General features: G+C 70.8%; 14 protein-coding genes. 7 read left to right on the top strand and 7 right to left on the bottom strand.

What is annotated here, in order from left to right:
- The first annotated feature begins 255 nt into the window (after positions 1–255).
- Entirely contained in the window at positions 256–1,440 is a 1,185-nt protein-coding gene (locus WME75_RS28895) for a glycosyltransferase (RefSeq protein ID WP_437477675.1), read from the top strand.
- A gap of 70 nt (positions 1,441–1,510) precedes the next feature.
- On the opposite strand, the gene WME75_RS28900 is transcribed toward WME75_RS28895, so the two are convergent.
- Both WME75_RS28900 and WME75_RS28905 read right to left on the bottom strand, forming a co-directional pair.
- Positions 1,511–2,647 (bottom strand): serine/threonine-protein kinase, encoded by a 1,137-nt coding sequence (locus WME75_RS28900; protein WP_437477678.1) that lies wholly within the window; start codon positions 2,645–2,647, stop codon positions 1,511–1,513.
- Between the two features lie 245 nt (positions 2,648–2,892).
- Entirely contained in the window at positions 2,893–7,746 is a 4,854-nt protein-coding gene (locus WME75_RS28905) for a hypothetical protein (RefSeq protein WP_437477680.1), read from the bottom strand.
- A gap of 440 nt (positions 7,747–8,186) precedes the next feature.
- Between WME75_RS28905 and WME75_RS28910 the strand changes: the two genes are divergently transcribed.
- Entirely contained in the window at positions 8,187–8,708 is a 522-nt protein-coding gene (locus tag WME75_RS28910; RefSeq protein ID WP_437477683.1) for a hypothetical protein, read from the top strand.
- A 21-nt stretch (positions 8,709–8,729) separates the two neighbouring features.
- Here WME75_RS28910 and WME75_RS28915 read toward each other — a convergent pair whose 3' ends face one another.
- From WME75_RS28915 to WME75_RS28925, 3 genes are all read right to left on the bottom strand, one after another.
- Positions 8,730–10,304, bottom strand: coding sequence for a hypothetical protein (locus WME75_RS28915; RefSeq protein ID WP_437477685.1), 1,575 nt, complete (start codon positions 10,302–10,304; stop codon positions 8,730–8,732).
- 585 nt (positions 10,305–10,889) lie between these two features.
- Positions 10,890–12,380, bottom strand: a complete 1,491-nt coding sequence (locus tag WME75_RS28920; protein ID WP_437477688.1) for a hypothetical protein — start codon at positions 12,378–12,380, stop codon at positions 10,890–10,892.
- 372 nt (positions 12,381–12,752) lie between these two features.
- On the bottom strand, positions 12,753–14,165 hold the full coding sequence (locus tag WME75_RS28925) for a B12-binding domain-containing radical SAM protein (RefSeq protein WP_437477690.1): 1,413 nt from the start codon (positions 14,163–14,165) through the stop codon (positions 12,753–12,755).
- Between the two features lie 153 nt (positions 14,166–14,318).
- On the opposite strand from WME75_RS28925, the gene WME75_RS28930 reads away from it, so the two are divergent.
- Positions 14,319–16,130: a monovalent cation:proton antiporter-2 (CPA2) family protein gene (locus WME75_RS28930; protein WP_437477692.1), complete on the top strand. Its 1,812-nt coding sequence runs from the start codon at positions 14,319–14,321 to the stop codon at positions 16,128–16,130.
- A gap of 28 nt (positions 16,131–16,158) precedes the next feature.
- On the opposite strand, the gene WME75_RS28935 is transcribed toward WME75_RS28930, so the two are convergent.
- Together WME75_RS28935 and WME75_RS28940 are read right to left on the bottom strand one after the other, a co-directional pair.
- Positions 16,159–17,544, bottom strand: a complete 1,386-nt coding sequence (locus tag WME75_RS28935) for a sigma 54-interacting transcriptional regulator (protein WP_437477695.1) — start codon at positions 17,542–17,544, stop codon at positions 16,159–16,161.
- A 1-nt stretch (position 17,545) separates the two neighbouring features.
- On the bottom strand, positions 17,546–19,135 hold the full coding sequence (locus WME75_RS28940; RefSeq protein WP_437477698.1) for a protein kinase domain-containing protein: 1,590 nt from the start codon (positions 19,133–19,135) through the stop codon (positions 17,546–17,548).
- Positions 19,136–19,440: 305 nt separating this feature from the next.
- Between WME75_RS28940 and WME75_RS28945 the strand changes: the two genes are divergently transcribed.
- From WME75_RS28945 to WME75_RS28960, 4 genes are all read left to right on the top strand, one after another.
- Complete coding sequence (locus WME75_RS28945; protein WP_437477700.1) at positions 19,441–19,830, top strand: CesT family type III secretion system chaperone; 390 nt, start codon at positions 19,441–19,443, stop codon at positions 19,828–19,830.
- A 48-nt stretch (positions 19,831–19,878) separates the two neighbouring features.
- Positions 19,879–20,712, top strand: a complete 834-nt coding sequence (locus WME75_RS28950) for a PspA/IM30 family protein (RefSeq protein ID WP_437477702.1) — start codon at positions 19,879–19,881, stop codon at positions 20,710–20,712.
- A gap of 13 nt (positions 20,713–20,725) precedes the next feature.
- Positions 20,726–23,545: a cation-translocating P-type ATPase gene (locus tag WME75_RS28955; RefSeq protein WP_437477705.1), complete on the top strand. Its 2,820-nt coding sequence runs from the start codon at positions 20,726–20,728 to the stop codon at positions 23,543–23,545.
- Between the two features lie 223 nt (positions 23,546–23,768).
- Positions 23,769–25,727 carry a hypothetical protein gene (locus WME75_RS28960; protein ID WP_437477707.1) on the top strand — a complete coding sequence of 653 codons (1,959 nt, stop codon included), beginning with the start codon at positions 23,769–23,771 and terminating at the stop codon, positions 25,725–25,727.
- The last annotated feature ends 168 nt before the right edge of the window (positions 25,728–25,895 follow it).

The raw sequence follows: 25,895 nt of genomic DNA on the forward strand, positions 1-25,895 counted from the left end.
TGCCACAGCAGACCTTTCACGTAGTCGACTGACCGGCCAGTGAAGGCATCCCCTCACGTCAACCCAGAGGTACGAGGCATGTTGGAGAGAGCCACGGAGAAAGCTCCTTGCCTCATAGACTCTGTGGTAACCTCCCCCGCGGGACGAGGACACGAAGGAGGGGTTTCTCTCAGGTCAGACCACATGCGTCAGAGCGCACCCTAGAGGGAAACCATGAGTGTAGATTACCCTATGAAGACGACCCAGCATGCACCGATGACCCGAGCGCACCACAACCGTCTTGTGATCGCGCACGTGCTGAACTCCTTCCAGGTGGGAGGCGCGGAGCAGGTCGTGGTGGATCTGGCCGGGCTGCAGCGCGCGGCGGGGCATGAGGTGATGGTCGTGGGCATCGAGACGAACCCCGATGGGCCGCGCGCGGCGCAGCTCCGGGAGCGCGACGTCGCGGTGCACATGCTGCCGAAGCGCCCCGGCTTCGACCTCAAGCTCCCCGGGAAGCTCGCGGCGTTCTTCGCCAAGCATGGTGTCTCCATCGTGCACTCGCACAATCAGCTGCCGCTCATCTACGCGACGGCCGCGGGCCGGCTCCACCGCGTGCCCGTGTGCCACACGCTGCATGGCGCCATGTTCGATCAGGGCCGCAGGGCGTGGCTGCGGCACATGGCGGCCAGGCTCGCCGACGCGCACGTGGCCGTGTCGCAGCCGACGGCCGACTTCATGCTGAAGCACAACGAGGTCCCGAGCTCGAAGCTGCACGTGGTCCTGAACGGGATCGATCTCTCCCGGTTCAGGCCGGACTCCGTGGCCCGGCGCCGCATCCGGACCGAGCTCGGCATCCCCCAGGACGCGTGGGTCGCCGGGGCGGTCGGGCGCCTGTCGCACGTCAAGAACCACGCCCTCCTGCTCCGCGCGGCCGCGGGCGTTCTGTCGGACAACGGGCGCCTCCTCCTCGTCGGAGACGGGCCGGAGGCCGCCTCGCTGCGCGCCCTCGCCGAGGAGCTCGGCATCGGCGACCGCGTCGTGTTCGCCGGCGAGCGGCACGACGTGCCGGAGCTCCTCTCCGCGAGCGACGTCTTCGTCCTGTCGTCGACGTCGGAGGGGCTGCCGCTCTCCATGGTGGAGGCCATGGCCACCGGCCTGCCCGTGGTCTCGACGGCCGTGGGCGGCATCCCTGCCCTGATCACCGACGGAGAGACAGGCTTCCTCGTGCCCTCGGACGACGTCGACACGCTCGCCGCGAAGCTCGCCGAGCTCAAGGCAGATCCCCGCCGGTCCGCAGCGATGGGCAAGCGAGGGCGCAAGCTCGCGGTGGGCCGCTACTCGGCGGAGCGCATGATGGCGAGCTACATGGATATCTACGAGACGCTCCTCTCCCGGCGGGAGTCGGAGCGACGCGCCGTGCTGCGGCCGAGCGAGCTGCTCGCCGGCTTGAACGCGTAGCCCGCGCGCTCACGCGAAATGCGCGCCGGAGCGAGCCCGGGCTGAGGGCCCTGACCGCCCGACGCTCGCTTCAAGGCGCGCGGGGGATCGTCGAGAGCGCACCCGGGATCGTGGAGAGCGACGCCGGCGACGAGAGCCCCGGCGTCCGGGGGGGCCGCGTCGGGGTCTGGGGACGACCTGACGGCGACCGCGCATCGAGCGCGCCGAGGTCGCGCACCTCCGTCGAAGGCGCGAGCGCATCCCGCGGCGGCGGTGGCGTGACGGTGCTCCGCGCGGGCGGCGCGAGGGTGCTCCGCGACGGCGGCACGAGGGTGCTCCGCGCGGGCGCCGCGACCGCAGCCTGCGCCTCGCGCACCGCCGCCAGCATCGACCGCACGTCGGGCCAGCGATCCGCCTGCGCGAACGCGAGCGCCCGGTCCACCACCCGCACCACGACAGGGTGCATCGACGGCTGGATCCTCGCGAGCGACGGGATCGGGCACGTCATCCGCAGGAAGAAGAGCTCGTTGACCGTCGACGCGTCCTGTACGTACCGGTTCGTGAGCAGCGAGAACATCGTCGCCCCCAGCGCCCAGATGTCCGTCCGCGCATCGACGAGATCCCAGCGCGCGCGCGCCTGCTCGGGCGGCATGTACGCCGGCGTCCCCATCGCCCGCAGCCCCACCAGCGACGTCTGCCCCGAGGGGAGCCGCAGGCGCGCGATGCCGAAATCGAGGATCTTCACCGAGTGCTCGCGCGTGAGGAAGATGTTGTCGGGCTTCAGATCCCGGTGAACGACCCCGTTATCGTGCGCGGCCGCGAGCACGTCGAGGATCTGCTCGCTCAGGGAGAGGACCTCGGCAGGAGGCAGCGGGCCCTTCTGCGCCTTCCAGCGCTGGAGGAGGGTCTCTCCCTCCAGGAGCTCCATCACCAGGAAGGGTGACCCATCCTCGGTCACGTCGTCCGCGAGCACCGCCACGACCCCGGGGTGACTCACCGTGTCCACGATCGCCTTCTCGCGGAGGAACCGGGCCCGATCGACCTTGTCCCTCGCCCGCTCAGGGTGCAGCAGCTTGATCGCGACCCGCTGGCCGCTCCGGTGCGTCGCGGCATACACGGCGGCCATTCCCCCGAGGCCGATCAGCGCGTCCAGCCGCCACGCGCCGTTGAGCACCGCTCCCACGCGTGCCTTCGCCCTCTGGCCATGCGTGACATTCTCGAAGTCCATGGCTGGTTCTCTCTATGTGCCCTCGGGCAACCGACGCCTGGAACGGGCGGTGTCCAGCAGCCGATGATTTCATGGAAAAGTTCAGCAAGACCTGCGCCACGGCGGCCCGCGTCCAGGACCGCGGGCGAGCGGGTCGCACGCATGGGGCGAATCGCCCCAGTGCGGCAAGATGCCACGACCCTTGCGCCGGGCCTGCCTGAGGCCGCGATGGGGCCCCCCTGACAGCGTCCGTCGCGGGATCGGGCTCAGTGAAGGCCCCTCATCGTCGGGTCGCCCAGCTTGAACGCAGACAGCGCCTGGCGCATGAAGACCGGCACGGAGACATAGCTCTCGAGCGCGACGCAGGCGCGGTTCGAGGAGCACGTGCAGCTGTAGAAATCGCTGAAATCGTCGTCGTCTGCGGCGGAGTCCTCCTCGCAGCCGGGCACGCCGTCCGTCAGGACCTCACCGTCCGGCGCGATGGCGGCGACCGTCGGATCCCACCGCACGATCGGCTGCCCGCTCTCCGGGCTCAGCTTCACCTTGTGCCAGTCCGCCTTGCCGTCGCCGTCGAGGTCGGGGCCTGCCTCCGTGACATACGCCCTGGCCAGGAGCTCATTCCCATGCTCCAGGACGCGCGCGCCGATGCCCTTCTGCACGACCTTGCCGAAGATGGTCTCGGTCCCGTACGCCTTGGCCACAAACACCCTCCCGGACGGGTGGTGGAGCTCGATCCGGTTCGGGAAGCCAGGATCGGTGTCCGCCCCGGTCTCCCAGATGTGCATCATGTCGAGCCATCTCTGCTTCTGGTTCTCGGGGAGGTAGAGCAGCGTCCAGGCGATGAGGAACTTCTGCTGCTCCCAGCCGATCTGCGGGTCGACGATGGCGACCTTGGCCGGGGCCCGCGGGTTCCACGGCGCGCTGTCGACCGCGCCGTACGCGCTGCAGACGATGCTCCCCGCGCCGGGGAAGCAGCTCTCCGGCCCGCTCTCGCTCCACCACGAGGTCCAGCCGAGCGCGCTGGCCGGATACCCGCTCGCATCCCGGACAGGCCGGCCGCGCTCGTCCGCCTCGACGCGCACGCCCTTGATGGCGTCGTCGCCCGTGAGGTTGTTGCCGAGCCAGCGGCGGTACCCTTCCGGGAACACGTCGGCCAGCGAGACAGCGCGGTAGCGCGCGTCGAGGAAGTCGTGCCGCGAGTCGCTGATGAAGTTGTCGACCGACTCGGTCATCAGCATCGCCACCCACGCCTTGTCGTAATAGGAGCCGGCGTTCATCGTGTACGATGAGTCGTACTCGCCCTTGTCCTCCGCGAGCGCGTTCTCGAGCGGCTTGCCGCCCAGGGCGATGTCGCCGAAATACCCCGTCGCGCCGTTCGGAACCACCACCGCCGTAGCCCCGGGATCGCCGAAGACGTCGTTCGCTGACCGGAGGACGGTGTCCCCTGTCGGCAGGAAGTGCTCGCCCGGCTGCGGGCGCGCCATCTGGAGCGCGAAGTGATCGAACGCGATCCCGGCCGCGAGGATGTTCTCCTTGAAGGTGCTGCCCGCGGCGTGGACCCAGAACGTGTCGAAGTCGTAACCGCGGTCCAGCGCGAACTCGCGGTAGATGTTCGCGACAAGCCCGAGGCCCTTCGCGCCGTCGCGCATCTTCGCGTTGTAGCGGTTCAAGGTCCGCTCCGACGCCGCGCGCACGCTGAAGGCCTGCCGGTCGCGGCGGTAGTTGTCGAAGATGTGATTCACCTCCTGCTGTGTGATGAAGAAGTTGAAGAGCTCGTAGGCGTCCGCGCCGCTGTCGTGCCGGTACACGCTCAGGTTGCCGAGGTCGGCCCACCGGTCCGTCGCGAACCCGTAGGGCACGCGGGTGCGCCCCGCGGGATCCACCGAGGGCCCCTTCGCGCCGTCCGGCGTCGCCAGCGCGCGCCACGTCACGTAATCGACCTTCTGCTGCCGGCACCGCGTGTACTTGCCGTCGACCGGCACGATCTGCCCATCGAGCACAGGGTGCCAGACCCCGTCCCGCTCCTCGTTCCAGCCCGAGGGCATGTACGCGCTCGGGTCGACCTCGACGCAGCTCCCCGGCTGGATCAGATTGTATTTGTTCTGCAGGTCGGAATAGTGGATGTCCTCGTCGTCGTACTCGGGCTGCAAGCCGAGGATGCCGCCGAAGTCGTCGACCTTGGCGAGCATGCCCTTGCCGCGCGGGGTGGCCGCCCTGTAGCTCGGGTCGGCGTGCACCGAGATGACGTCGCCGTAGAACATGCGGGCCGCGGCGAAGTCGTAGGCGCCGAGCCCGATGAGGTCCTGCGTGGGCTCGCCGGCGTAATCCATGGTCGACGAGTGCATGAACATCCAGAGCAGGTTCTTCCGCTCGTTCTCGGTCACGGGGTCGTAGTAGCGCGGCCCGACGCAGGCCTCGCCGTCCTCCGAGAGCGTCTCGCACCGCGTCTTCACCCGCCCGTTGTTCGTGCGCAGCTGCCAGTACTGCGGCCGGTAGCCCCAGGCGTCGGACGAGCTCACGAAGTTGTGGCGCAGGCCGACGGAGTGGCCCATCTCGTGGAGGATCACCGCGTAGTGCGCCCGCTGCGCGAGGTAGCGCCGCATCGCCTCGGCGCGCCGCACCTTCTGCGCGGCGTCTCCCTCGCCGAAGCGGCCGTGCTGGCTCGCGAATTTCTCCTCGAGGATGTCCGCCAGGTTGGCTGTCGCGAGCGGCGCCGGCGCCTCGTGCAGGACGCACGCGCCGCGCTCGGCGAGCGCGAGCTCCCGCAGGTTCCTGAGCTCGCGCTGCACGCTCGGGTTCGCCCCTTGGAGCGGCGAGGCGAAGCGCATCACCTCGTCCGTGAGCGGCAGCGCCTCCACGCCGGTGAGCTCCTGGATCCTCTTCGTCGTGAGCTCGGCCTCCAGCTCGGTGCCCACCGCGGATCTGCGGCGCGCCTCGTAGACCGCGCGCATGCTGTCCGGCGCCGTCGCGTCGGCCGCGATCGCGCGCACCTCCTTCGAGAGCCGCCGGAGGCTCTCGCGCAGCGCCGGATCGCGCGCCATCTGGCCGGACGCGTCCTCCGCGTCCCCCGCGTCCACCCCGGCGGACCGGGCGATCCGCCGCGCGATCTCCTCGCGCGTGAGCCGCGGCAGCGCCCCGCCCTTCGACGCGCCGTCGCTCGCCTGCGCCCAGTCCCGGACGTAGTCGCCGTCGGTGACCTCCTCGGTCTTCAGCTCTCCCTTGATGTAGCGGGCCGTGTCGACGACGCCCTGGCTCCACATGTCGCTGACGTGCGTCCAGACGTTGATGCTCGACGCGATCTTCTCGCCGGTGAGCGGGTCTTCCGAGTCGCTGTAGATGCCCCACGCCGAGGGCGACTGCGGCGCCTCGAAGTTGTTGATCTGGTGATAGCGCAGGTCGCCGATCCGCGCGTTCAGCGCCTCGCGGCACGCCTTCATCAGCGCGGGATCGCGCCCCGCCTCCTTGCGGCGCTCGTCGCTGCACATCCTGGCGGTCACGCCCTCCGGGAGCCGGGGGCCGCCGCACGCCTCCGGGTCGGTCGCCTCGACCGGGCTATGACAGACCACGATCGCCTCGGGCATCTTGGCGAGCGCGACGACGCCGGGCGCGTAGCCGCGTTGCTCTCCGAGCTCGTCGGCGAGGGCGTCGCACCCCTGCCCCTCCCGCGCCCCGTCGCGCCGGCACGCGTCGACCTCGCGCGCGAGCGCGATGGCGTCGGCGCTGTCGTCCATCTGCCCGTCGTAGATCGGAAACTCCGCCCTGCAGCGCGCCGCGTCGCCCGCCGTCCGGACGCATTCGGCGTACCTGGCGGTGACGACGGCGCTGCGCAGGGCGACATCCCACTCGTGGGCTGCCCAGTCCGTGGCGTCGAAATAGTCGGGGTGGCTGCTCGACGTCACGTACCACGGCTGCGGCAGGGCCTTGCGCCGCTGGTACGGCAGGGTGCACCGCTGCTTGAAGGCGTCGCACCGCGAGCCGGGGCCCACCGTCACCGGCGCCCCCTCCCGGTCCATCATCGCCCCGGTGACCGCCTCGCACTCGTCCTCGGTCCCGTTCTTGTCGTCGTCGCGGTGCGGATCGGCGGAGGCGGGGGTGGTCTCGGGCGTGAAGCAGGGGATCTCGCCCGTCATGCGCGCCGGATCGGCGTAGTAGTGGCTGCGTTCCCAGAGGTTGTACCGCGTGATCATGCGGTGCCACTTGGCGTCGCTCATGCCGTAGTTGCGCGCGTAGCCGAAGCGCTCTCGCAGGAAGGGGCCGAACGCCCGGAACCGGTAGCCGTCCCACTCGGCGGGCTCGTAGTCCCGATCGACGACGCGGCGGAAGGACTGCCGGAGCGTGACCTCGACCGGGTTGCAGGACCCCACCGGCGCGGTGCCGCCGGGGAAGTCCGCGTCGAGCATGCAGGCCGGGAAGCTGTCGATGCCCCACCCGAGGTGGCTCAGATCGATGAGCTGTGGCATCGCGAAGGCCTTGTTTGTGACGTCGAAATATCCCTCCTCGGAGTCGAAGTGGGGCGCGTCCGGGTGGCTCGGGTCGCTGACGTAGTAGGAGAGCGGCTCGTACTTCACGCCGCCGTAGACGCCGATGAGCGACAGCGTATCGAAGTCGTAGGAGTCGACGTTCAGGTTCTTCGACCAGTCGACCCGCATGTACTCCCGCGCATACCAGGGACGGTCGGTCGTGTTTTCGACGACGACGTTGCTCTCCTCCCCCGTCGCCCGGTTGTAATCGCGCTGGACGTCGAAATGCGAGAGGATCTTGTACGCGACGGCCACGACGCCGTCGTCCGTGGCGGCGCCGGCCCCCTTGCCGTCGGTGTCGTTCACGCGCTCGTAGGTGAGGCGCCCGATCAGGAGATCTTCCTGGACGATCCACTTGATGCGCGCGACCTCCGCCTGCGCGTACGAGGACGAAAACAGCCCGTCCTGCGAGGCGCCGTAGCCCACGTCGACCACCGTGGTCCGCGTCCAGAACTCCGGATCGTCCTCTTTGCTCTGCAGATCGGCGCCGACGAAGAACGATTTCGCCAGCGCGTTCGCCTGCACCTGGCTGATCGGCTTCCGCTCCTCGGCGCAGCCCGCGTTCAAGCCCACGGCTGCCACGAGCAGTGCCAGTCTCACGATCCAACTCATCGCAGAGTCCTCCTCTTGCAGCTCGGTCCCGAGCGCGCGTGCCCCCATGAGAACCGCGGCGTCCGCACACGATCTGCCGTGACGGCCGCCCCGATTGCGCGATTGGCGTCTCTGCTCGCCCTCACCGGGGCTGCGGCACATCACGTGCCACACGCCTCAAAGCGCCCTTGTCAGCCGCAAACCCCTGCTCGTACGGTGTCTTGTCGACCTCCGCCGTGCGACCGCGCAGCGCCGCCGGCGTTAGCGGACTGACGCCTCCGCCCGCCGGCTCGCGGGACGTCCCAGGCGAGTCGGCGGGGCCCCCGCTCCGCGCCACGCGCCTCCGCTCCGGGGGCCGAGCAGCCCGGCACCCCCTTCTCCGCTCCGCTTCCCTCGCCTCTCTCCGTCCGCTGCGGTATCGACAACCTCACCCGACCGGGAGGAACACCGTGCCTGAGGGAGACGTCCTGCTCTCGAACGCCGACGGCGCCATCCTGGCGCTCGGCCCCGCCGTGCTCGTCTGCGAGTGCCATGGCGACGGCATCGACCTCGCCGTACGTCGCGTCGCCGCGTTCGCGCTGACCGCCTCGCTCATCATCGTGGGCATCGTGGCGGCGCGCGCGGCCCCCCTTCCCATCCTCTTCATCGCGGGCACGTGGACCGCAGGGGCCACCGCGGCGCTGCTCGTCGTCCGCCGGCGCCGCCGGCGCCACGGCCTGTTCCGCCTCGACTTCGAGCGGGCCGAGCTCGTCCAGGAAGGCCGCGGCTTCCGGCGGGTCTTTCCGATCCAGGCGATCGTCGGCGTCTCGACCCCGCCGGCCTGGGACGCCGAGGTCGACGAGCCGGGCCTCGCGCCGCGCTGGCTGCTCCTTCGCCTGTCGACCGGGGAGCAGCTGCGCCTGGGCAGGGCGCCCGCGTATGCGCTCGGCCCCGCGCTCGCCTTCCTCAAGCGGGCCGGCGTCGAGGCGTGAGGCGCGCCCGCCGCCGTGCCGTCAGGGCCTGGACAGGCTGGGGTAAGCCGGACCGAATTCCCTGACCATGATCCGGCTGTCCGAGAGGAACGGCGTCTTCCTCGCCTCGTCCTGGTAGATCGGCCTGACGATGCAGGTGTTGCTGCCGCCGCACTGCCCCGGATCGGGCTTGGGGAAGAGCACGTCCGCCACGAGCCAGAACCTGTCGCCTGAGTCCTCCGGGAGGAACGAGACGGGCTGCTCCGGGTCGTAAAAGCCGGTGGGCCCGAGGTCGGCCCCGAGCTCGCCGTTGCAGAAGATCTTGACCCGCGGGTGCACGTCCGTCGACGCGGTGCCGCCGAAGTAATGCACGGCGACCCGCATCCAGCCGTCCTTGGGCGGGAAGTCGACGTTGATGTTCTCCGGCGCGCAGAAATTCGGATTGTCAGGGTCGGTGATGCGGTGGACGCAGGAGATGTTGTCGAGGTCGAGCCGCGGGTTGTGGCACCCCTGGCCGTTGGCGCGCCACGCGTCCCCCACGCCGCGGGGCGCGTAGAAGCACGTGTTGTTGGCCTCCTCCGGATCCAGATACCAGTTCACCGGATCGGGCGGCGTCGCCCCGTCGTCGAACCAGCGGATGGACGAGTCGCCCAGGAAGCCGTCGAGCGTGCAGTTCCCGTAACCGCACGCGACGCTCGATCCGCCGATCGTCCAGGGCTGCGTGTTGTTCGGCTTGTGGAGGTAGAGGTCCAGATCGACGCTGGCCCGATCATGCTCCCACTCGAGCTCGACGCGGAGGCCGCGGGCGCCGACGAACAGCGGGTAGGCGCAGGTCGCGGTCTCGCCGCCCGCAACGCGCTTCGTGTACGTGACCGAGTACTCGCCCGACTGCAGCGGCTTGAAGTCGTCCGCTGGATCCGCCCCGCCCACCGAGGGGCACGGGTCCACGCCCGGTGGACAGGTCACCGTCCAGACCTCGGAGCCCGCGAGCGCATCCTCGCTGAACGACCCGGTGCCCTCCTTCAGGTCGACCTTCGCCAGCGGAGCCGTCTGCATCGGGTGGCAGCTCGTCCCATCGTTCATGTGGCAGCTCTCGTCCGCGTGCACGCCGCCGACGCACGGACCCCACGTGCCCGTCTCAGCGCAGAGCTGGGTCCCGGGGAAGCACCCCGGGCTGTGCCGGAACGACGGGTCGCCGCGAAAGCAGGAGTGCGCCTGGCCGGGGATGCACGGGCACGTCTCGTCGATGTTCCCGTTGCAGTCGTCGTCGAGCCCGTCATGGTCGACGCCGAGCTCATCCACGCCGCAAAGCTCCGTCGGGCCGCAGGCGCTCCCGCACGGGTTGACCTCCACGTGCGGCGTCTCGTGGGTCGACCCTCCATCGATGTTGATCAGACCGCCGAAGCCCTCCGACGGGCCCGTCGGGTCGCCCGCCTCGTCCCCGGCGTTGCCCGCCCCGCCGGCGCCGCCCGCCCCGCCGGGGTGCTCGCTGCCCCCCGTCGTCCTATCCAATGCGAACCGCTTGCCCTCGGCGCTGCATCCGGCCGCGATGCCGGCGCCCGACGCCGCGGCTGCGATGACGACCGGGAACGCGGAGAGGACACGAAGACGAAACATGATACCTCCACTCGGGGACTTCGGCGCGGGTCGCGGCGGGCCTGCGTCCGCTCAGCACCACAGCGAAGAACACCGTACCTTGGCAAAGCGGCGACGCTGCAGCCCGGCGACACGCGAGGATGCGCGCCCAGGGATGGCGGACCACGAAGCTTCATCCTCTTCCGGTACGAGCCGGAACCCATTTGCAGATTCAACAGGTGACGTGCAGGACTCCCTGGCTCCCTAGCATGGTTCTCCGGCCGGCGTCGGAGATAACGAGCAGCCGGGAGCCGGAGAAGCGCGCTCTCCGGAGGCGCGGAGTCAGGGGAATCACTGTCAGGTCAATCATTGCAGGGTTGCTGCCCTGCTGTCGGGCGCGGCCGAGGCGGCGCTCCGTTCCGCGCGCTCGAGGCCGCCGGCTCGCGCGCTGCCAGCCGCAGCGCCGGAGACGCCGCGGCCGTGCTCGCTTGATCGCGGCCGCGCTCGCCTGATCGCGGCCGCGCTCGCTTGATCGCGGCCGTGCTCGCTTGATCGCGGCCGCGGCGCTCGCTTGATCGGTGGGGGCTGCGGTGGTCCGGACGCGGGGGCGCCCGTCGCGCCCGCGGCTCAGGGCAGCGTCGGGTAGGCTGGACCGAAGCTCGTCTCGACGTATTCGTCGGTGGTGAGCAGCGGCGTCTTGCTGCTGGTATTCTGGTAGAGCGGCTGGACGACGCAGTTCGCCTGACCGCACTCGTCAGGCTCGGGGAAGATCACGTCGGCCACGAGCCAGAACGTGTCTCTCGCGCCCGCGGGCGCGAAGGTGACGGGCCGCTCGGGGCCGTAGAACCCCGTGGGCCCGAGATCGGCTCCGAGGGTGCCGTTGCAGAAGATCTTGATCCGCGGGTGGATATCGCCGGCTATCCCGTCTGCACCATAGTAATGTACGCCGATCCGCATCCACTGGTCCTTTGGTGGGAAATCGACGTTGATGTTCTCGGGGGCGCAGAAACCGGGGTCATCGGGGCTGTCCACGGTGGGGTCGCACCCACCCCTGCTGTCGAGGTCGAGCCGCGGGCTGTGGCAGCCGAGCTCGTGCTTGCGCCACGCGTCCCCCACGCCCTGAGGGGCGTAGAAGCAGCTGTTGTTGCTCTCCAGCGGGTCGAGGAACCAGTTCACCGGATCCGGCGGCCTCGCGGAGTTGCGGAACCAGCTGACCCCCGAGCTCTCCGCGAAGTGCGCGATGGTGCAGTTGTTCCAGCCGCAGTCCTCCGACGAGCCCCACGTCGCCCAGGGCTGCGTGCTGTTCGGCCTGTGGAGGTGCAGGTCGAGATCGACGCCACCGACGTCGTGCTCCCACTCGAGCTCGACGCGCAGGCCGCCCGCGCTGACGAAGAGCGGGTACTGGCAGCTCTGCGTCTCGCCGCTCGCGACACGCTTCGTGTAGGTGACGGTGTACTCGCCCGATTGCAGCGGCTTGAAATCGTCCGCTGGATCCGACCCGTCCACGCCGGGGCACGGGTCGATGCCCTCGGGGCATTCCACCGTCCACACCTCGGAGCCCGCGACCGCATCCGCGCTGAAGATGCCGGTGCCCGGCTTGAGGTCGACATCGGCGAAGGGCGACGTCTGGATCGGGTGACACGCGACGTCGCTGCTCCCATAGCAGCTCTCGTCGGCGTGCACGCCGCCGAGGCACGGCCCCCACGTGCCGGTCTCGCCGCAGAGCTGGGAGCCGGGGAAGCAGCCCTCGGCGTTCCGGAACGATGGGTCCCCGCGGAAGCAGGAGTGCGCCCGGCCGGGGAGGCAGCTGCAGTCCTCGTCGATCTCACCGTCGCAGTCATCATCCAGGCCGAGGTTCGCGCCGGCGCACAGCTCCTGCTCGCCGCACGCGCTCCCGCACGGGTTCACCGTCACGACATCGTTGGGCTCCTGCCCTCCATCGAAGTTGAGCAGCCCGCCCGCCCCGGTCAGGCCGCCGACACCCCCTGTGTCGTCACCTCCGCTCGAGTTGAGCCCGCCGGGATTGCCCGTCGCGCTACAGCCGACCGCGATGCCGGCGCTCGACACCGCAGCCCCTGCGATGATGAGGAGCGACGAGGAGAAACGAAGTCGACCCATGAAACCTCCATTCGAGGGCAATGCGGTGACCCAGCGGGTTCACCCCCCGCCCGTCACCCCCGGCATTCCACAGCTCACGCGAGCGTAGCAAAATCAGCGAGCGACAACCGCACTGTAGCGCAGCAGGGAAACGAGGCCCGCGCATCGCGCGCCGCCGTCGATCCGAGCGCCGTCGATTGGCTACATGTCAGGCGAGCCGGGGCGTTCGGCGAGCCGCAGGCCTGGCCGCCGACACGTGGCGTCCTGTCGCGCCGAGGAGCGCCGCGCCGGAACAGCGCGTCACCACGGGCCTGAAGAGCCCTGTTGCATTGCGTTGCAGCTTGCAGGACGACGCCGGCAGGGCGGACGCGCGCCGGGTGACGAGGGGCCACTCTATCCGAGGATCGGCAGCTGCCTGCTGCCCTTCGCCCTCGCCGGCTGGGGCTGCTGCGGCTCCTGCTGCGGCTGCGTCGCGGGCGGAGCGGCGGTGTCCTCGATGTGCACGCCGGACCGGAACCGCTGCTCTCCCCCCGCGATCTTCCGGTGCGCCAGCGAGTGCTGCATGAAGTTCAGCGGAAAGAAGCCGGCCAGCTGAATCCAGCTCGACTGCCGCGTCAGGGTGAACCTGCGCCAGATCGAGGACGGCGAGTAGAATTTCGTCCATGCCGACACCCAGCCCTCCCGGAGCCGCTCCCGGGACATCTGCTTGGGCACGAAATAGGGTGAGCCGGCGTCGTGGTCGCGGCGCAGCCACCAGCGCTCGTCCGTGAGGCGCCCCTCCGCCTTCAGGCGGCGGTACAGCTGCGTCGCCGGGTACGGGGTGAGGATGGCATACAGCGCCATCGTCAGCTTCATGTCGATGCCGAACTCCACGGTGCGATCGAACACCTCGGGGTCGTCCGTATCGAACCCGAAGACGAAGCTCCCCCAGACCGAGATGCCGTGCTCGTGGAGCATCGCCATCGTCTCCTTGTACTGCGAGGGCCGGTTCTGCCGCTTGCCGGTGAACTTGACCGTCTCCTCGTCGATGCTCTCGAAGCCGATGAAGAGCGCCTTGCACCCGCTCTCGGCCATGAGCTTCACGTTCTCGAGGCGCTTGACCGCGGCGAGCGAGCACTGGCCAATCCAGTGCTTCTTCATCGGCACCATCCGGGTGAACAGCTCCTTCGAGTAGGCCCGGTGGATCATCACGTTGTCGTCCGCGAACATGATGAGCTTGCCGAGCGTCCTGAGCTCGCTCAGCACCTCGTCGGTCGGGCGGAACCGCATCGTGGTGCCGTTCGCCGTCGACACGCTGCAGAACTCGCACGGGTACGGGCAGCCGCGCATCGTCTGCACGACCTGGAACGGGATGTACTTCCTGGAGGTGAACAGGTCGCGCCGCGGCGGGGGCCTGCCGGCCAGGCTCGGCAGCTCGGGGCGGTAGATGGGTTTGAGCTCGCCGCGCTTCGCGTCCGCGAGCAGGACGGGCCACGCGTCCTCCGCCTCGCCGACCACGACGGCGTCCGCGTGCTGCATGGCCTCGTCAGGGCAGGCCGTGGGGTGGATGCCCCCGAGCACCACCTTGACGCCGCGCCTCCGGTAAGCGGCGGCGATATCGTAGCTCCTGCGGGCGGTCTTGCTGTCGACGCTGATGCCGACGAGATCGACGTCCTTGACGTCGCGCTGGAGGTCGAAGGGCTGCACGACGTCATCGGTGTAGATGACCTCGTCCTCGGGGGGCGTGAGCGCCGCGAGGGTGCCGAGCCCCAGCCGGGGCAGGTAGGCGGAATCTTCGCTTGCCGTGGCGATGAGCTCGATCTGCATGGCAGATCGTGTTTATCACGGGGCCGCGCCGCGCCGTACCGCCTCCGCGCGCCGCCCGCGTCAGGGCCTCCTGATTTGCGCTAGGCGCACCGACACCTCCATCGCACCCTCTCGCGCGCGCTCCGGACGCGGAGCCCCAAGGAGACCCGACGCATGAGCTTGCTCTCTCACGCCGCAGTCCTGCTCGGCGCCGCCGTGGTCGCCGTGCCGCTCTTCAAGCGGATCGGTCTCGGCGCGGTGCTCGGCTACCTCGTCGCGGGCGCGCTCATCGGCCCGTGGGGCCTGCGGATCCTCACCGACGTCGAGAACATCCTCCACTTCTCGGAGCTCGGCGTCGTGCTGCTCCTCTTCCTCATCGGCCTCGAGCTCCAGCCGTCCCGGCTCTGGGTGCTGCGCCGCGCCGTGTTCGGGCTCGGCGGCGCGCAGGTCGCCGTCACGGGCGCGCTGATCGCGCTCACCGGCGTCGCGCTCGGCCTGCGCGTCGACACGGCGGTCATCGCCGGCGTCGGGCTCTCGCTCTCGTCCACGGCGTTCGTGCTGCAGCTCCTGACCGAGAAGGGCCACATGCAGTCGCAGCACGGCCGCTCCGCGTTCGCCATCCTGCTGTTCCAGGACCTCGCCGTGATCCCGCTGCTCGCGGTGCTCCCCCTGCTCGGCCCGGGGGGCGGGGCCCCGGACGAGGGGAGCGCCCTCGCGTCGTCGCTCAAGGCGGTGGCCGTGGTGCTCGGCGTGATCGCCGGCGGCCGTTACCTCGTGCGCCCCTTCTTCCGGGCCGTCGCCGCCGCCCGCGCCCACGAGATCTACACCGCGGCGGCCCTGCTCGTCGTGCTCGGCACGGCGCTCCTCATGGTGCAGGTGGGCCTGTCCATGTCGCTCGGCGCCTTCATGGCCGGCGTGCTGCTCGCCGACTCGGAGTACCGCCACGAGATCGAGGCGGACATCGAGCCGTTCAAGGGGCTGCTCATGGGGCTCTTCTTCATCGCCGTCGGCATGTCGGCGAACATCGGCCTGCTCATCGAGCGGCCGCTGCTCGTCCTCGGGCTCGTCCTCGGCATGATGGCGCTCAAGGCCGCCGTCCTGTTCGTCCTCGGCAGGGCGAGCGGGCACGCCGCGGGCTCGGCGCGCGACCTCGCGCTCGCGCTCCCGCAGGGGGGCGAGTTCGCCTTCGTCCTCTTCGGGCTGGCCGCGGGACAGGGCCTCATGGACAGGCTCCTCTCCGATCTCCTGGTCGTCGTGGTCACCCTGTCCATGGCGCTCACGCCGCTGGTCATCTCGCTCGGCGACCTGCTCATCAAGCGATGGCAGCGGACCGGCCCAGCGCGGGAGTTCGACGCGATCGAGGACGGCGACCCCAGGGTCATCATCGCTGGATACGGCCGCTTCGGCCAGATCGTCTCTCGCGTCCTCCGCACGAGGAAGATCCCCTTCACCGCGCTCGACGCGAGCGCGACGCAGGTCGACTTCGTCCGCAAGTACGGCAACATGATCTATTACGGAGACGCCTCCCGGCTCGACCTGCTCCGCGCGGCGCGCGCCGACAAGGCGAAGATCTTCGTGCTGGCGATCGATGACGTCGCGTCCTCGGTGAAGACGGCGGAGGTGGTGAAGCGACACTTCCCGGAGCTCAAGATCTACGCGCGCGCCCGGAACCGCCAGCACGCGTACCAGCTCATGGACATCGGGGTGGAGGTGCTGGAGCGCGAGACGTTCCTGTCGTCGCTCGAGGTGGCGGCGCGCGCGCTCGAGGGCCTCGGGATGCGCGCGCCGGACGCCCGCGCCACCATCGAGCGGTTCAGGGCCCACGACGAGCGGGCGCTCCTCCGCGGGCACGCGGTCCACAACGACGAGGCCAAGCTCATCCAGAGCGCGAAGCAGGCCGCGCAGGAGCTGGAGGGGCTGTTCGAGACCGACGAGAGCGCGCCGTCCGGCAAGGCCGACAAGACCGACAAGGCCGCGACGGTGTGACGCCGGGGTGAGCCGCGGCGCCGGCCGCTCAGTCCTGTTCCTGCTTCGCGCCGATGCCGTGGCGGCGGAGGTAGGCCCGGACGTGCGCCCGCTCCATGCCCGCGCGCCGCGCCATCTCGCTCACGTTGCCCTTCGCGTCCTCGGACAGGGCGGCGAAGTAGTCGCGCTCGAACCGCGCCAGGACGTCGCGCTTCGCTTCCTGAAACTGGCGGCCCTTGAGCGAAGCGAACGAGCTGTTGAACGAGCCGCCGCTGCCCGGGTGGATCGACGGCGACGAGTTGCCGTGCACCGGCGTCTCGGTGAGCGCGCCGAGGTGCGCCGCGACGTCGATCTCCTCGCCCTCCGCCGCGAGCGCGAACGCGACGGCGACCGCGTTCCTGAGCTCGCGCACGTTGCCCGGCCAGTCGTGGCGCATCAGCCGCTCGAGCGTGCTGTTCGCGATGCGCTCGTAGGCGCTCTCGTCGCCGAGATCCTTCAGCATCCGGCGGACGAGCACCGGGATGTCCTCCACGCGCTGCCGGAGCGCCGGCAGCTCGATCTTGATCTGCGCGACGCGGAAGTAGAGGTCGCTCCGGAAGTTGCCGCCGTTGACGGCGCGCACGAGGTCGCGGCGCGTCGCCGCGAGCACCCGCACGTCGACCTCGCGGTAGCTCGACCCGCCGACGCTCTTGATGCGGCGCTCGGCGAGCGCGCGGAGGAGCTTCGGCTGCACCTCGAGCGGCAGCTCGCCGAGCTCGTCGAGGAAGATCGTGCCGCCGTCCGCCTCGAGGAACGGCGAGAGGCGCTTGTCGACCGCGCCGGTGAACGCGCCGCGCTCGTGGCCGAACAGCGTCGCCTCGGCCAGGGTCGGCGGGATCGAGCCGCAGTCCACGACCACGAACGGCTTCTTCGAGCGGGTGCTCCCCAGGTGCAGCGCCTGGGCGACGAGCTCCTTGCCCGTCCCGGTCTCGCCCGTGATGAGCACCGTGAGGTCGGTCGGCGCCATCTTGGAGAGGCGCTCGAAGATGGCGCGCATCCCGGGGCTGCTCGCCACGAGCGGGCCGAACGACGGGATCGCCGAGACCGTGATGCGCTCGGGTCGCAGCGGCTCGAACTGGATCTCGGTCTCGCCGAGCCGGAGCTTCGTGCTCGTGAGCAGGTAGATGTCGCCGACCCGCACGCCGCCGACGAACGTCCCGTTTCTGCTGTCGAGGTCGCGCACGCGGACGCCCTGCTCGGTGGCGACGAACTCGGCGTGCACAGCGCTCACCTTGGCGTCGTCGACGACCAGCTGGCAGGCCGCGTTGCGGCCCACGATGACGGGATCGGTGCCGATCTCCAGCCATCCGCCGCCGCGAGCGGCCGACTTCGTCGGGCGGATACGCCCGCCGCGCACCTCGACCCTGTTCTTCGTGCCTACCGTGGCGTCGAGCAACTCAGTTCCTCTCTGTCTTGCGGCGCGAAGGTGGGCCCTCCGGCCGGGGAATCTCTGCGCCCCCCGTCCTGCTCGGCGGCGCCGGGGGCACCGCGCCCCCCGGCCTGCTTGGCGGCGCCGGCGGTGCCGCGACCCCCGTCCTGCTTGGCGGCGCCGGCGGTGCCGCGCCTCCGGCCCGGCTCGGCGGCGCCGGCGGTGCTGCGACCCCCGTCCTGCTCGGCGGCGCCGGCGGTGCTGCGACCCCCGTCCTGCTCGGCGGCGCCGGCGGTGTCGCGACCCCCGTCCTGCTCGGCGGCGCCGGCGGTGCCGCGCCTCCCGTCCTGCTCGGCGGCGCCGGCGGTGCCGCGCCTCCCGTCCTGCTCGGCGGCGCCGGCGGTGCCGCGCCTCCCGTCCTGCTCGGCGGCGCCGGCGGCACCGCGCCTCCGGCCCGGTTCGGCGGCGCCGCGACTCCCGTCCTGCTCGGCGGCGCCGGCGGCACGCTCCCCGTCCTGCTCGGCGGCGCCGGCGGCACGCTCCCCGTCCTGCTCGGCGGCGCCGGCGGCACGCTCCCCATCCTGCTCGGCGGCGGTGGCGGCGGCGGCAGCGAGCTCTGGCCAACGTCGCCGAAGCCGCCGTTCTCGGTCATCGTCGGGGGGCCGTCGACGACCGTGGGGTTGTCTTCCAGAAACGCGTCGGGCAGCTCCGAGGGGTACCGGCTCCGCTGCGAGCGGCGCATCGCGCGCGAAATGTTCACCGGCTGGATGGCGCGCCAGCTCGCGAGCGCCTCCCCCGCGGTGCTGAAGCGCCCCTCGCGCCGGCGATCGAGCGCCCGCTCGAGGAAGCGCTCGATGCCCACCGGCCACTTCTCGCCGGTCGCCTCGGCGAGCGACGGCGCCGGGCGGTCGAGCTTCATCGCGACGAGCACCGCGGCCGTCGCGCCCTCGAACGGCAGCCGCCCGGACAGGGACCGGAAGGCCACCGCGCCGACCGCGTAGATGTCAGCCCGCTCGTCGGCCCGCGCGGCGCCCCGCACCTGCTCCGGCGCCATGTACGCGAACGAGCCCAGCGTCGCGTCGAAGGCCGTGAGCGTCGGCTCCTCCTTCTCGCGCCGCGTGAGCTTGGAGATGCCGAAGTCGAGGATCTTCGCGCGTTCGCGCCGATCGGGCAGGCCGAGGTGCTCCAGGTAGATGTTTCCGGGCTTGAGGTCGCGGTGAATGACCCCGGCGGCGTGCGCCGCCACGAGCCCCTGGAGCACGTCGTCGATGATCGGGCCGACCTCGCTGAACGGCAGGTACTGCTCGCGCTTCAGCCGATCCGCCAGCGACTCGCCGTCGAGCTGCTCGAACACGAGCAGGTGCGCGCCGTCGTTCGCCTCGCCGACCTCGAGCAGCTGGCAGACGTACGGGCTCTTGATGGCCGAGGCGATCTTCGCCTCGCGGTCGAAGCGCCGCACGAGGTCGGGCTTCATCGCGGCGCGCGCCAGCAGGACCTTGATGGCCACCTGCTGCATGTCCGATTCCCGTGTCGCCGCCCAGACTTCGCCCATGCCGCCCCGCCCGAGTAAGCGGGTGACACGGTAACCAGCAACAAGGTCGCCCGGGTGGATCGCCACGTAACCTGGATCGGGACCGTACCAGCGCGGGCGCAGAACAGGTGAGAAAAAAGCGAGTGTCCAGGTAAACCCTGTGATTCCCGGAGCGGGCAGAACCGATCACGGAGCGGCACCTCATCGCGCGCGGAGCGACGGCTCGCCTCGGTTCGGTGGACCACCACGGCCGGCGCGGCGCGCCCTCGATCCGGCGTGGCGGCGGCGGGGCGGCGTGGCCGCAGCCGGCGCCGCGGCTCGGAATCCCGGGAGGAACTCGAGGGGCCGCGGCACTAGCCCGATGCGACATGATTCTGTAGGCTCGCCGCGCCATGCCGCGCACCGCCGAGGACGTTGAAACCTACCTCCTGCAGCTCGATCGCCGGTTCGAGAACGACGCCGGTACCTACCTCGTCTCGGGGGGCCCTGACGCGCCGCCGATCGCGATCCGCATCGATCCGCCGATCGTCGCGGTCCGCGTCTCGATCGGCTCCGTCCCCCCCGACGACGCCCACCAGACCAGGCTCTTCCGCCGCCTGCTCGAGTACAACGCGACGGATCTGATGCACGCCTCGTACGGGATCGAGGCGGGCACCATCGTCCTGTCGGCGGCGCTGGAGCTCGAGAACCTCGACATGAACGAGCTCGAGGCGATCCTCAGCGACATCGATCTCGCGCTCGCCCGCCATGTCCCCGTGCTGCACGATCTCGCGCTGAGCTGACCTGCCGCGACGTTCGACCCTGCGCTACCCGTGAGTTGGAGCTGATCTATGGGAATTTTCGCGCGCCTTGCGACCCTCATCAAGTCGAACCTGAACGACCTCATCAGCCGCTCGGAGGACCCCGAGAAGATGCTGAACCAGGTCGTCATCGACATGGCAAACCAGCTGATCGAGGCGAAGAAGCAGGTCGCCGTCTCGATCGCCGACGAGAAGCGGCTGGCGAAGCAGGCCGAGCAGGAGGCGGCCCACGCCGCGGAGTGGGAGCGCAGGGCGATGCTCGCGATCAAGGCGGGCGACGACGCGCTGGCCAAGGAGGCGCTGAACCGCAAGAAGGAGCACGACCAGCTCGCCACGACCTACAAGGACCAGTGGCAGAAGCAGAAGCAGGCGGTCGACCAGCTGAAGACGGCGCTGCGCCTCCTCAACGGCAAGATCGAGGAGGCGAAGCGCAAGAAGAACGTGCTCATCGCCCGGAAGAAGCGGGCCGAGGCGCAGAAGGCGATCCAGGAGACCATGAGCGGTCTCAACAACGCCTCCGCCTTCGAGACGTTCGACCGGATGTCGAACAAGATCGACCAGATCGAGGCCGAGGCGGAGGCCGCCGGGGAGATCGCCGAGCAGTACACGGGCGACACGCTGGCGCACAAGTTCGGGCAGCTCGAGGCGACCGCGGGCGCGGACGACGAGCTGCTCGCGCTCAAGCGGAAGATGGGCGTGCTCCCGCCCGAGCCGCCGCCCGCCGCGACGCCGCCGCAGGTGCGCGTGGCCGGGGCCGGCGGCGCGCCGGCCGGCCCCCAGCAGGCCGAGCAGGACGAGCTCGCGGCGGCCATCGCGGAGCTCGAGGCCGAAGAACAACGTGAACAAGCCAGGATGAAGCGCTAGAGCACGCCCGCCCATGAGCCAAGCTGCCACGGCGCTCCGCCGGACCGAGTCGAACGCCGCCCCCTCCGCTCCCATTCCCGTGCACGCCGAAGAGGTCGGCGCCTTCCTCGAACGCGTCGGCGTGAGCTCGTCCGGCGGGCTCTCCGAGGCCGAGGCGCAGAAGCGCCTCGAGGAGCACGGGAAGAACCGGCTGCCGGAGACGAAGAAGAAGAGCGCGCTCCTCCGGCTCCTCGAGCAGTTCGCGAACCCGCTCGTCCTCACGCTCCTCGCCGCGGCGACGATCGCCGTCGTCGTCGGCTTCACGGCCGACAAGAGCGAGAGCTTCCTCCACAGGTTCGGCGACGCGATCGCCATCCTGCTCATCGTGATCCTGAACGCGTTCCTCGGTTACTACCAGGAGCGGCGCGCGGAGGCGGCCCTGGAGGCCCTCCAGAAGCTCAGCGCCCCGAACGCGCGCGTGCGCCGCGGCGGCAAGACCGTCGTCATCGCGGCCGAGGACGTCGCGCCCGGCGACATCCTCGAGCTCGAGGCGGGCGACTCGGTCCCGGCCGACGCGCGGCTCGTGCAGACGATCAGCCTCGCGACCGAGGAGGCGGCGCTGACGGGCGAGAGCGCGGCCGCGGTCAAGGACGCGCTCGCCCCGGTCGCGCACGACGCGCCGCTCGGCGACCGCGTCACGATGATCTTCACGGGCACGAGCATCGTGCGCGGCAAGGGCCGCGCGGTGGTGACCGCGACCGGCGTGCACACCGAGCTCGGCCGCATCGGCGAGATGATCCGCTCGGTCGGCGAGCAGAAGACGCCCCTCGAGGAGCGCCTCGATCGCTTCGGCTCGATGATCCTGCGGGTGTGTTTGGCCCTGTCCGCGGTGCTCCTCGGCTGGGGGTTCATCCGGGGCGGCCGGCCTTGGCACGAGCTCCTGCTCGAGGGCGTGAGCCTCGCCGTGGCCGCCATCCCCGAGGGGCTGCCCGCGATCACGACGATCACGCTCGCGCTCGGGATGCAGCGCATGGCGAAGCGCGGGGCGATCGTGCGCAAGCTGCCCGCGGTCGAGACGCTCGGCGCCGCGACGATCATCGCCTCGGACAAGACGGGCACGCTCACCCAGAACGAGATGACCGTCCGCAACGTGTACGCCGGCGGCCACCGCTTCACGGTGGCCGGCGAGGGGTACAACCCGGTCGGCGCGCTGCGCGACGAGGGCGGCGCGGAGGTCGTCGACCCCTCGGCGCCCCTCGGCTACCTGTTCGCGACGGTCGCGCTCTGCAACAACGCGTCGCTCAACGAGGACCAGGCGACGGGCCGCTGGAACATCGTCGGCGACCCGACCGAGGGGGCGCTGCTCACGCTGGCCGCGAAGGGCGGCCACTCGCGCGAGTCGGTGGCGCCGTCGCACGCGTTCGTGCACGAGCTGCCCTTCGACAGCGATCGCAAGCGGATGACGGTGATCACGCGGGACGAGCGCGGCCGCGAGATCGCGCACGTGAAGGGGAGCGTCGACGTGCTCCTGCCGCTCTGCGTGAAGTTCGCCGACGACAAGGGCGTGCGGGCGCTGACCGAGGACGACCGGAGCGCGATCACCGCCGAGGGGGATCGCATGAGCGCGTCCGCGCTGCGCGTGCTCGCGATCTGCCGCCGCGTGCGGGTCAGCCGCGACGAGGCCGACGTCGAGCGCGAGCTCACGTTCCTCGGCCTGGTCGGGATGATGGACCCGCCGCGGCAGGGGGTGAAGGAGGCGGTGGCCGAGTGCCGTCGCGCCGGCATCCGCGCCGTCATGATCACCGGCGACCACCGGCTCACCGCGACGGCGATCGCCCAGGAGATCGGGCTCTGGGACGAGGGCGACGAGGCGCTCAGCGGCGCGGAGCTCGCGGCGATGAGCGACGAGGAGCTCGCGCGGCGGATCATGCAAGTGCGCGTCTTCGCCCGGACGACGGCGGAGCAGAAGCTCCGGCTCGTGCGGGCGTTCAAGGCGCACGGCCACATCGTGGCGATGACGGGCGACGGCGTGAACGACGCGCCCGCGCTCCGCGAGGCGCACATCGGCGTGGCGATGGGGCTCGGCGGCACCGACGTGGCGCGGCAGGCGGCGGATCTCGTGCTGGCGGACGACAACTTCGCGACCATCGTCGAGGCGGTGCGCGAGGGGCGCGCCATCTACCGCAACATCCAGAAGTTCATCTTCTTTCTCCTCTCGTCGAACATGGGCCTCCTCGTGGCGGTGTTCGTCGTCTCGTTCTTCGGCAAGTGGCCTCCGCTGACGCCGCTCATGATCCTCTGGATCAACCTCGTGACGAACGGCTTGCCGGCGCTCGCGCTCGGCATCGATCCGCCGGATCCGCAGCTCATGAGCGAGGCGCCGCGGCCGCGCGACGAGGGCCTGCTCATCCAGCGCGACTACCTGGGGATCCTGTACGTCGGCGCGTTCATGGGGCTCGCGGCCGTGGCGCTCTACGCGACGTCGGATCAGACCGAGGACGGGCTGCTCCGCACGCGCGCCGTGGCCTTCTCGCTGCTCGCGCTGTCGCCGCTCTTCCACGCCTGGAGCTGCCGGAGCCCGGTGATCTCGCTCTTCAAGTCGAAGCCGCTCGTCAGCCTGCCGCTCCTCCTGGCGGTGACGGCCAGCGCGGTGATCCACCTTGTCGCGCTGCTCGTGCCCGCGCTGCGCCCGGTCTTCCGCACGTACGAGATGTCGTCGAACGAGTGGATGCTCCTGCTCCTCCTCTCGGCGCTCATCGTGCCGGCCGTCGAGATCGCGAAGCTCGTGTACCGCCGGATCCGCCCTGCCGACGCCGGCCCTGCCCGCCTCCCCGCCTCCGCCGGCCCCCGCTGACCGGCCGGCCTGGGCCGGCGTCGCCGGCCCCTCTCGTTCTCCCTCTCCTCGCCCTCCCTCTCCCCTCGCCCTCCCTCGCCGCGTCGAGGTAGCCGCCTCGGCCGCTCCGGGGCGCTGTCTCGGGCCGCTCGTGGCGGCGTCGGGCCCGCGCGCGAAGCGATCCGGAAACAAAGTGCTCGTGGTAAGAACAAGCGGGCGCGGAGAGGCGTCCAAACCCGAGCTTATGAGACGTAGAACACCCTATCTCCGTGCGCCGGGGGCTCCGGCCCTCGGTTTCCGCCTCGCCGCGCTCGCGCCGGCCGCGCTGGCCGTGCTGGCGGCCGCCGCGCCCCCCGCCCTCGCCGCCGGCGCGCCGCTCGCGGCGCCGCTCGTCGAGTCGAAATGGCTCAAGTTCGACGGGATCCCGAAGGAGTGGCCGGTGGCGCTCACCTCCCTCGGCATCAAGGTGAAGGGCAAGCCGAGCAAGGCCGATCTCGCCGCGCATGCGGCCATCGCCTACGACGACGCGCGGATCTACGTGGCGGCCGACGTGACCGATGACGCGCTGCGCGGCGGCGCGGATCACGTGAAGCTCGTCCTTGGCTTCCCGGGCGGGAAGGTCCGCGAGGTCGCGCTCTACCCGGGCCAGCCGGGCAAGACCGGGGGCAGCGTGAAGCTCCCGGGCGGCAAGGCGGTGGCGGGGGCGAAGGTGATCGAGGCGCCGCGGAGCGGCGGGTACACGCTGGAGGCGAGCATCCCCTGGTCGGCGTTCCCCGAGGCGGCGACGACCCGGGTCGGGCTGCGGGCGGGGCTCTTCGTCCACGACGCCGATGGCGCCGGGGGGGTCGAGGCGATCGTCGGCAGCGCCGCCTCCGAGGCGTACGGGTCGCTGTCGCCGCTCGCGACCGAGCCGGAGCTCGCGCTCACCGACGGCCTGCTGAGGAGCAAGGGCATCCGCGGCGCCCCGAAGTACGACCTCGTCGTCGACGTCGCCGGCGACGCGATGCGGGAGCGGGTGATCGTGCACGAGCGCTTCCTTGTCGTCCTTGGCCCCGGGTTCCGGAAGGGGGCGCAGTACTACTTCGAGGACCTCGGGGTCGACGCCAGCGACGGCATGCTGCCGTCGCTCACGGCGCGCGACCTGACGGGCGACGGCCAGGCCGAGCTCATCCTGAGGAAGCGCACCGGCAGCGGCGCCAAGTACCGCGAGGTGATGCACGTCGTGCAGTTCGGCGCCGGCGACACGCCGAAGCCGATCTTCCAGCACGAGGTCGCGATCTCGACGGAGAAGGGCTCGGTCGTCAACGAGGTCGAGTTCGTGCCCGACGGCGCGAGGATGGCGATCCGCGTGGAGCCGGGCAAGGCGACCCGGTACGACGCGAGCAACTACGCCGAGGGGGTGGAGACGACGTACGACCCGCTGCTCTTGCCGTGGGGATCGATCAAGTCGCAGCTCTACAAGCTGACCGGGGGGGTGTTCACGAAGGCGAGCGAGCAGCGGCAGGCGCCGGCCGCGGCGGCGCGCCCCGCGGCGAAGGCCGACGAGGCGCGGGGTGCGGCGAAGCCGCCCGCGCTGTCGCCGGCGGAGATGCTCGACAAGGTGTACGCGCTCTACCGGCGCGACCGCGGCGCCTCGTCGAGCAAGCCGCGGTTCGATCTGGCCGCCGACGTGGCCGCGGGTCGCGAGCCCGAGCGGGTGCTGCTGCACGACCGCGATCTCGTTGTGTTCGGGAAGGGCTTCCGGGGCGGCGCGGGGTACGCGTTCATGACGCTCGCGCAGTTCGCTTCCCCGGGCGACATCCGCTCGGTGAGCGCGCGTGATCTCACCGGCGACGGCAAGGCGGACATCATCGTCCACGGCACCGTCCGCGCGGCGGCGCCCAAGGACGCGGGCGGCGGGACGGTGGATCGCGACGTGGTGCTCATCTTCCGGATCGAGGGTGAGGGCATCCAGCGGATCTTCGCGGCCGAGGTCGCGCGCAGCATGGACGACAAGAAGATCGCCGGCGAGCTCAGGTTCGTGCGCGTGGACGACAAGGTGGGGATCGAGCTCGCCCCCGGGCGAGCCATCGAGTGGACGGAGCAGACGTATCCGTTCAACCAGGACAAGGGCCCTGTCGGCGGCTTCGAGCCGCTGCTCCTGCCGTGGGGCGGAGCGCAGCCGGTGCGGTACGTCTGGAATGGGTCCACCTTCGCCAAGTAGGCGGGGCCGGCGAGCGGCCGCTGCGCCCGATCCGGGGCGGCGGCTCCGGTGTCGGCGCGATTCGCCTGCTCCTGAAGAAGGCGTGACGAAAGCTTACCTGTCGTCGTAATGCGATGAGACGTGAACGTGAGAGGTCTCTCGCGGTCATGTTTTCTTGTCCTGCCCCGG

Origin of the sequence: Sorangium sp. So ce1014 (assembly GCF_051521505.1) — a bacterium.
Classification (GTDB): domain Bacteria; phylum Myxococcota_A; class Polyangia; order Polyangiales; family Polyangiaceae; genus Sorangium.

Excerpts from the sequence above, each read along its gene's own strand:
- WME75_RS28895 (WP_437477675.1), top strand. The coding sequence starts at position 256 with ATGACCCGAGCGCACCACAACCGTCTTGTGATCGCGCACGTGCTGAAC.
- WME75_RS28900 (WP_437477678.1), bottom strand. The coding sequence starts at position 2,647 with ATGGACTTCGAGAATGTCACGCATGGCCAGAGGGCGAAGGCACGCGTG.
- WME75_RS28915 (WP_437477685.1), bottom strand. The coding sequence starts at position 10,304 with ATGTTTCGTCTTCGTGTCCTCTCCGCGTTCCCGGTCGTCATCGCAGCC.
- WME75_RS28920 (WP_437477688.1), bottom strand. The coding sequence starts at position 12,380 with ATGGGTCGACTTCGTTTCTCCTCGTCGCTCCTCATCATCGCAGGGGCT.
- WME75_RS28925 (WP_437477690.1), bottom strand. The coding sequence starts at position 14,165 with ATGCAGATCGAGCTCATCGCCACGGCAAGCGAAGATTCCGCCTACCTG.
- WME75_RS28930 (WP_437477692.1), top strand. The coding sequence starts at position 14,319 with ATGAGCTTGCTCTCTCACGCCGCAGTCCTGCTCGGCGCCGCCGTGGTC.
- WME75_RS28945 (WP_437477700.1), top strand. The coding sequence starts at position 19,441 with ATGCCGCGCACCGCCGAGGACGTTGAAACCTACCTCCTGCAGCTCGAT.
- WME75_RS28950 (WP_437477702.1), top strand. The coding sequence starts at position 19,879 with ATGGGAATTTTCGCGCGCCTTGCGACCCTCATCAAGTCGAACCTGAAC.
- WME75_RS28955 (WP_437477705.1), top strand. The coding sequence starts at position 20,726 with ATGAGCCAAGCTGCCACGGCGCTCCGCCGGACCGAGTCGAACGCCGCC.
- WME75_RS28960 (WP_437477707.1), top strand. The coding sequence starts at position 23,769 with ATGAGACGTAGAACACCCTATCTCCGTGCGCCGGGGGCTCCGGCCCTC.